Source organism: Heliomarina sp. (assembly GCF_052826185.1).
Window position 1 is genome coordinate 1 of the sequence record NZ_JBRBUI010000042.1, and the last position, 7,036, is coordinate 7,036.

Genomic DNA, 7,036 nt, shown 5'->3' on the forward strand with positions numbered 1-7,036 from the left:
CGACGCAGTCGTCATTGGCGCGGGCTTCGGCGGGCTTTACGCCGTCCACAAACTTCGCAACGAGCAGGGACTGAACGTCCGGGGCTATGACAGCGCCAGTGACGTTGGCGGCACCTGGTGGTGGAACCGATATCCCGGTGCGCTGTCGGACACGGAAAGCTATGTCTACCGCTATTCTTTTGACAAAGAGTTGCTTCAAAAAGGCCGCTGGAAAACGCGGTATCTGACCCAGCCCGAGATCCTCGAATACATGAACGAGGTGGCGGATCATCTCGATCTCCGACGCAGCTACAAGTTCGACACCAAGGTGGACGGCGCGCACTATAATGAAAAAACCGGTCTCTGGAACGTGATCACTGATAGTGGTGAGACAGTTACCGCCAAATACCTTGTCACTGGCCTCGGTCTCTTGTCCGCAACGAATGTTCCAAAATTCAAGGGCATCGATGATTTCAAAGGCCGTATCTTACACACAGGTGCCTGGCCCGACGGCGTGGACTTGAGCAACAAACGCGTGGGCATTATTGGCACTGGCTCGACCGGTGTGCAGGTTATTACAGCAACGGCACCAGTTGCAAAACACCTGACTGTTTTTCAGCGCTCTGCACAATATGTCGTGCCGATTGGGAACACCCCGCAAGACGATGCTACCATCGCAGAGCAAAAGGCAAACTACGATAGTATCTGGAATCAAGTGAAGAATTCTGTTGTGGCCTTCGGCTTCGAAGAAAGCGTCAAGCCCGCCGAAACCGCCTCCCCCGAAGAACGGGAGCGGGTCTTCGAAGCCGCCTGGCAGCGCGGCGGTGGTTTCTATTTCATGTTTGGCACCTTTTGCGATATTGCGACCAGCCAAGTGGCCAATGATGCGGCCGCTGACTTCATCAAGGGCAAAATCAAGAAAATCGTGAAGGACCCCAAGGTCGCAGAGAAACTGACGCCGAAGGACCTTTACGCCAAGCGCCCGCTTTGCGGAAACAACTATTACGAGGTCTACAACCGAGACAACGTGACCCTCGCCGACGTTAAGGCCGATCCGATCGCAGAGTTCACTCCGAACGGCATACGTCTCGAAAGCAGCGAGGAGCATGAGCTTGACATCGTAATCTTTGCCACTGGCTTCGATGCGGTCGACGGCAATTACGTCAAAATGGACCTCCGCGGACGCGGAGGCGTGACCATGCGCGACACTTGGAAGGAAGGCCCGCTCGGTTACCTCGGCATGATGGAGGTCGACTTCCCGAACTTCTTCATGATCCTTGGCCCTAATGGCCCCTTCACCAACCTGCCCCCCAGCATTGAGACGCAAGTCGAATGGATCGCTGACACGATTTGCACGGTGGAAGAAGAGGGGGTTCGAAATGTGGAGCCAACCGTGGAAGCGCGCGATGCTTGGGTTCGCACCTGTCGTGAAATCGCCGACATGACACTCTTCCCCAAAGCTGAAAGCTGGATCTTCGGCGCAAATATCCCCGGAAAGAAGAATGCAGTAATGTTCTACATGGCCGGGATTGGCAATTACCGAAATGCCATTAATGCAGTGAAGGAGGAAGGTTATACATCCCTGATCCGCAACCGCACTGCCGAGAAGGTGTAAAGAATTCCGCCGGGCATCAAGAATCCCCGGCGGAACCAATTAAATTTGTTCATGAAAACTAGGGAGAGAGATTTGGGAAGGGTATTCGGAAAAGTCGCACTGGTAACAGGTGGAGCGATGGGCATGGGAAAAGCCCATTGTGAAACGCTGGCACGTGAAGGTGCGCATGTATTTGTAACCGACCGTGACACGGAAGCGGCTGAAAGCGTAGTGAAAGGTATCATTGAAGCCGGAGGGAAGGCGGAATTCATTCAACATGACGTGACGCTTGAAGAAGATTGGAAGAATGTCATCTCTACGGTGCAATCAAGTGCTGGTCGGCTTGATGTGCTAGTGAACAACGCTGGCATTCTCATTCTTAAGCCGCTCCACGAAACCTCGCCTGACGAATTTGACATGACGTTCAACGTCAATGTACGCGGTATTTATCTCGGCATCCGAGCCGCGGTTCCATTGATGAAAGAGGCCGAAAAGGCATCTATTATCAATATTTCTTCAATCTATGGGATTGTTGGAGCCGCTTCGGCGGGAGCCTACATTGGATCCAAAGGCGCCGTACGGATGTTGACGAAATCCTGCGCAGTCGACCTGGCTGAAAGTGGCATACGCGTGAATTCGATCCATCCCGGTGTCATCGATACTCCCATGACAAAAGATCTGCTACACGCCGACGAAGTTACCCGGCAGGCAATTCTGGGGGCGACGCTGCTCAAGCGACCAAGCAAACCTGAAGAGGTTTCGAATGCGGTCCTGTTCCTCGCATCGGATGAGTCATCGTTCGTTCACGGAGCAGAGATTGTAGTAGATGGCGGTTATACTGCGAATTGACAGGGACCCATCCCGAGTAACGGCTCGGAATCCGGGCCGTTACCACCATTGCAAATTTTGAAAACGATAAAAGCCAATGAAAATAATTGCTCCTATAAAACGCCTAATTGACCACAACGTGAAGGTTCGCGTTAAGGCGGACGGGAGCGGAGTTGATCTCGCGAATGTGAAGATGTCGATGAACCCGTTCGACGAGATTGCGGTCGAAGAGGCGATCCGGCTGAAGGAAGCGGGCAAGGCGGACGAGGTTGTCGTCGTCTCGATCGGCGTGAAGCAGGCGCAGGAAACGCTGCGCACGGCGCTGGCGATGGGCGCGGACCGGGCGATCCTGGTTGTGGCCGCCGATGACGTGCACCAGGACATCGAGCCGCTGGCGGTGGCCAAGATCCTGAAGGCCGTGATCGACGCCGAGGCGCCGGGCCTGGTGATCGCGGGCAAGCAGGCGATCGACAATGACATGAACGCCACCGGCCAGATGCTGGCGGCGCTGCTGGGCTGGGGCCAGGCGACCTATGCCTCCGAGGTCGGGATCGAAGGCGATCATGCCGTCGTGACCCGCGAAGTGGATGGCGGGTTGCAGACGATCAAGGTCAAGCTGCCGGCGATCGTCACCGCCGATTTGCGCCTGAACGAGCCGCGCTATGCCTCGCTGCCCAACATCATGAAGGCCAAGAAGAAGCCGCTGGATGAGAAGACCGCCGCCGATTACGGCGTCGATGTCACCCCGCGCCTGGAGATTGTGAAAACCGCCGAGCCCGCCGCACGGTCGGCAGGCGAGATGGTCGGCTCGGTCGACGAGCTGGTGTCGAAACTGAAAGAAAAGGGGATCGTGTAATGGCTGTTCTTCTCCTTGCAGAAATCGCCGGTGGCGCGCTGGCGCTGGACGCCACCGCCAAGGCGGTGACCGCTGCCAAATCGCTGGGCGATGTGACCGTTCTGGTTGCGGGCCCTGCTGCTGCGGGTCAGGCCGCGTCGCAGATCGACGGCGTGGCGAAGGTTGTGGTCGCGGATGACGCGGCCTACGCCAACGGCCTGGCCGAGCCGGTCGCCGATCTGGTGGTCAGCCTGGCAGGCAATTATGAACATATCGTTGCTCCCTCCACGGCAAGCGCGAAAAACATCCTGCCGCGCGTTGCGGCGCTGCTGGATGTGATGGTTCTGTCGGACGTGACGGCCATCCTGGACGGGTCCACGTTCGAGCGCCCGATCTACGCGGGCAACGCGATGCAGACGGTAAAGTCCAACGATTCCAAGAAGTTACTGACCGTCCGCACCACCGCCTTCGACGCGGCTGGCCAGGGTGGCTCGGCCGCCGTCGAGGCCATCGCAGCAGCCGGCAACGCGGGCCTGAGCGCCTGGGTCGAGGACAAGGTCGCGGCGTCGGATCGTCCGGAACTGACCTCGGCCAAGGTCGTGGTCTCGGGCGGGCGCGGCGTCGGTTCCGAGGAAAATTTCGCGATTATTGAAGCACTTGCGGACAAACTGGGTGCTGCCGTCGGCGCCTCGCGCGCGGCTGTGGACTCTGGGTTCGCACCGAACGACTGGCAGGTCGGCCAGACCGGCAAGGTCGTGGCGCCCGAGCTGTATATCGCGGTCGGGATTTCCGGGGCAATTCAACACCTTGCGGGGATGAAGGACAGTAAGGTCATCGTCGCCATCAACAAGGACGAAGAGGCCCCCATCTTCCAAATCGCCGATTACGGCCTCGTCGCAGACCTCTTCGACGCAGTCCCGGACCTGACAAAGGCACTCAAAGAATGACAAACGTCTATATCTGCGATTACATCCGCACACCAATCGGTCGCTATGGCGGCGCGCTTTCTTCTGTGCGAGCCGACGATCTTGGCGCAATCCCACTCAGGGCCTTGGCCAGCCGAAACCCGGGGCTAGATCTAGCGACCATTGACGAAGTGATTTTTGGCTGCGCCAACCAAGCGGGAGAGGACAACCGTAATGTTGCTCGCATGTCGCTTCTACTAGCTGGATTTCCGGATTGTGTACCGGGGACAACAATGAATCGGTTGTGCGGGTCGGGCATGGATGCGATAATCACGGCCGCCCGCGCTATCAAATCAGGAGAGGCCGATCTCATTGTCGCAGGTGGTGTGGAAAGCATGTCGCGTGCTCCGTTTGTGATGCCAAAAGCTACAACAGTATTCTCGCGCGAGAATAGTGTGGAAGACACCACCATCGGCTGGCGCTTCGTCAATAGACTGATGAAGAGCCAATACGGCGTCGACAGTATGCCTGAAACGGCCGAAAACGTGGCTGAAGTCTTCGGCATCAACCGCGCCGACCAAGATGCTTTCGCCCTACATTCCCAGCAAAAGGCGAGCGTTGCTATGGCGAACGGTCGTTTGGCCCGTGAAATTGTCCCGGTAGAGATTCCTCAGCGAAAGGGGGAGCCAAAGATCGTCGTACAGGATGAACACCCTCGCGCGAGTACGACTTTGGAAGCGCTCGCCCAACTGAAAACTTTCGTAAAAGCGGATGGCACGGTAACCGCAGGGAATTCTTCAGGCGTGAACGATGGTGCCGCAGCATTGATCCTTGCCACCAGCGACGTCGCAAAAAAATTTGGCCTCACGCCGGTCGCAAGGGTCTTGGGCGGCGCAACCGCCGGCGTTGCACCGCGCATCATGGGTTTCGGGCCGGCACCGGCGTCGAAAAAGCTGATGGCGCGACTTGGACTGAAACAAGAAGACTTCTCGGTGATCGAACTTAACGAAGCCTTTGCTTCGCAGGGTCTGGCCACACTACGGCACCTGGGGATCGCGGATGATGATGCCCGCGTGAACCCAAACGGCGGCGCTATTGCTCTCGGCCATCCGCTTGGCATGTCGGGTGCCCGCATCACCGGCTCAGCGATGCTGGACCTCAAACCTGGAGAAAAGTCGTTGTCGACCATGTGTATTGGCGTGGGACAGGGAATTGCAATCGCACTCGAAGCTGTCTGAGGTGCCGTGACAGCCTAAAAATTACCATAATCATGATTACGCGATTATTGGTCGACCCCAAATTTTCCGTGTAGAATTCGCCCTCTACCACCTCCCTGTGGGCGATACCCTGGCGGTACCGGAACCTCTCTCCGGTGCCGCCCTTTCCTGAAAGAACGATTGAACGGCCCATAATGTTTGCGAGACGGATCATCACGTGACCTGCGTTTCGGCAGGCATTCCATTCCGGCGATCTCGCGCCATCCCAAGATTTCTTCTCTGCACTTCCGAATGTAACATATATCGCGTGGCGATATTTCGCGCATCGTGTCCGTTTCAACGGCATGAACTTGCGGGACCGTGTAGCACTAAACATCCAGGAATTGAGACGCGCCCGCAGCCTCAGCCAGGAGGAGCTTGCTCATCGGGCCGATGTGAGTCGCGGCCATATGGGCAAGCTCGAGAACGCCAAGTTCGCGGCCTCCCTCGACCTTCTCGAACGTATCGCCAAAGCACTGAACGTAGATCCAGCAGAGCTCTTCACAAAACGCTAGCCAGTTTTTGCCAGCCCCTGATGCGTCCTGGAGCGGAACGTCTCAAGAGGTAGTCAAATGGAGTGCAGAGAGTTCGATGGGTAAGAAGAAGACAGGCTGGCCCTTCCAGAACGGGTTTCTGAACGACGGTGCGCAGGAGATTCACCTGTTCACCGATTACCGTTGGAATGATGGCTCGGTGAGCCGCCGCTGGCATGTCGATCCAGAACGCTTTGATGCTTGTCTGGTCGAGCTTCGCCCAGTTTCCCTGAAGGCATCAGACCGTTCGGATCAGTAGGAGAACCACTCCGAGTGGCCCATGTTGCCCTCGTAGTCGCCGTATTCAACCATGATACTGCGCAAATAGAAGTACGAGGAACCTCCGCCGGTCGGATAGGCGATCTCCTGACCGCCTTCCGATACGAATGCCTCGGGCCAGGGCGTGTGGGATCGGTAGACCCGCTGGATGTACCGGCAGGTGCGGTTCTCTCGGTCGCAGGAACGGAGAGACCAGTCCCAATACTGTTCACCTCCCCTTTCTCTATAGGCTTGACCGGTGAACCAGATCACATGGGTGCGGTTCAGCCATTCGTATTCGGGCAGAGTGGTGTCGAGCTCGCCCTCCCCGCCGGGCCCGCCCAGCTCGACCGGCACATGTGCGAAGGTGCAGACCCCGAAGGGCGGCAGGCTCGGCCAGGGCGTGATGCGGCGGATCATAGTGCGATAGGCCCGTGCACAGACTGCGCTCGGGGGGAAGCCGCCAGCCATGCAGAGCATGATGGCGCAGTCGATGTCATAGGCCTGCGCCTTCCCCGGGGCTCCGAACACCGCCATCACCCCCATCGCCGCTGCCATCGCCTGTCGCTTCATGTCGCTCTCCCGCAAAAGTTGCGCAGACTATCGCGCAATATGTATTTATCTGCAATATGTCGTATTGACTCCATATGACTTTATGGATTTAAGCGCAGGAAGTAGAAGGGCTCTCGTGGGGAGAGTCCGAACATGCCGATAGCGCGCAACCAGATCCTGATCACCATCGATGGTGTCAAAGACCTGTCCGAACAGGGCATCGCGTTCCGCTGCCGGTATGAACTCGTGGGGTTCACGGACGATGGCAAGCCGCGCTACCAGTGCATCTACCTGCG

8 protein-coding genes are annotated in these 7,036 nt (G+C 57.4%); 7 read left to right on the forward strand and 1 reads right to left on the reverse strand.

What is annotated here, in order from left to right; all coding sequences use genetic code 11:
- From ACU0FH_RS11875 to ACU0FH_RS11905, 7 genes are all read left to right on the forward strand, one after another.
- Positions 1-1,594 (forward strand): flavin-containing monooxygenase (locus ACU0FH_RS11875; RefSeq protein ID WP_446194808.1); only part of this gene is annotated, 1,594 nt, incomplete at its 5' end.
- Positions 1,595-1,666: 72 nt separating this feature from the next.
- Entirely contained in the window at positions 1,667-2,422 is a 756-nt protein-coding gene (locus ACU0FH_RS11880; protein WP_037954867.1) for an SDR family NAD(P)-dependent oxidoreductase, read from the forward strand.
- Positions 2,423-2,498: 76 nt separating this feature from the next.
- Positions 2,499-3,257: an electron transfer flavoprotein subunit beta/FixA family protein gene (locus tag ACU0FH_RS11885; RefSeq protein WP_009827023.1), complete on the forward strand. Its 759-nt coding sequence runs from the start codon at positions 2,499-2,501 to the stop codon at positions 3,255-3,257.
- Entirely contained in the window at positions 3,257-4,183 is a 927-nt protein-coding gene (locus tag ACU0FH_RS11890) for an FAD-binding protein (protein ID WP_009827022.1), read from the forward strand. The genes ACU0FH_RS11885 and ACU0FH_RS11890 overlap by 1 nt, the downstream gene beginning before the upstream one ends.
- Entirely contained in the window at positions 4,180-5,379 is a 1,200-nt protein-coding gene (gene pcaF, locus ACU0FH_RS11895) for a 3-oxoadipyl-CoA thiolase (RefSeq protein WP_007120599.1), read from the forward strand. Before ACU0FH_RS11890 ends, pcaF begins: the two co-directional genes overlap by 4 nt.
- 323 nt (positions 5,380-5,702) lie before the next feature.
- Complete coding sequence (locus ACU0FH_RS11900) at positions 5,703-5,912, forward strand: helix-turn-helix domain-containing protein (protein WP_007120600.1); 210 nt, start codon at positions 5,703-5,705, stop codon at positions 5,910-5,912.
- 76 nt (positions 5,913-5,988) lie between these two features.
- On the forward strand, positions 5,989-6,189 hold the full coding sequence (locus ACU0FH_RS11905; protein WP_007120601.1) for a hypothetical protein: 201 nt from the start codon (positions 5,989-5,991) through the stop codon (positions 6,187-6,189).
- On the opposite strand, the gene ACU0FH_RS11910 is transcribed toward ACU0FH_RS11905, so the two are convergent.
- Positions 6,183-6,761, reverse strand: coding sequence for a hypothetical protein (locus ACU0FH_RS11910; RefSeq protein WP_007120602.1), 579 nt, complete (start codon positions 6,759-6,761; stop codon positions 6,183-6,185). The two genes, ACU0FH_RS11905 and ACU0FH_RS11910, sit on opposite strands and share 7 nt — an antisense overlap.
- Positions 6,762-7,036 lie beyond the last annotated feature (275 nt).